Origin of the sequence: Streptomyces sp. NPDC001941, from assembly GCF_040296945.1 — a bacterium.
GTDB lineage: Bacteria > Actinomycetota > Actinomycetes > Streptomycetales > Streptomycetaceae > Streptomyces.
In genome coordinates, this window is sequence record NZ_JBEOYE010000087.1 from 38,187 (window position 1) to 38,541 (window position 355).

Here is a 355-nt window from a genome sequence, read left to right on the forward strand (position 1 = left end):
CCACCCCACCCCCCCCGCCCACCACCACCACCCGCCCCCCCACGCTCCTGTCGCCCCCCGCGCGGGCGCCGTCGGGGGGTGGCGCCCGCCCCCCGGGGCGGGGCGCGCCACGCTCAGACCCGAACCTCTGATCGGGGTCGGACACCTGACGGATCTTCACAGAGCGCGTCTGTGTGGGAGGCGCAGCCGACCGGGTCTTGGAAGGGCGTGCCCGTAGGGCTCCGCATTCATGTTCTGACCTGTACGTACGTTCCCAGGGACGCCCCACAAGCGGCCCCGGCGGCCGCCGGCCGCCGGGGCCGCGGCCACGAGTTCAGAAATCCATAAACATAAAGAACCGCAGGTCAGAGCTCCG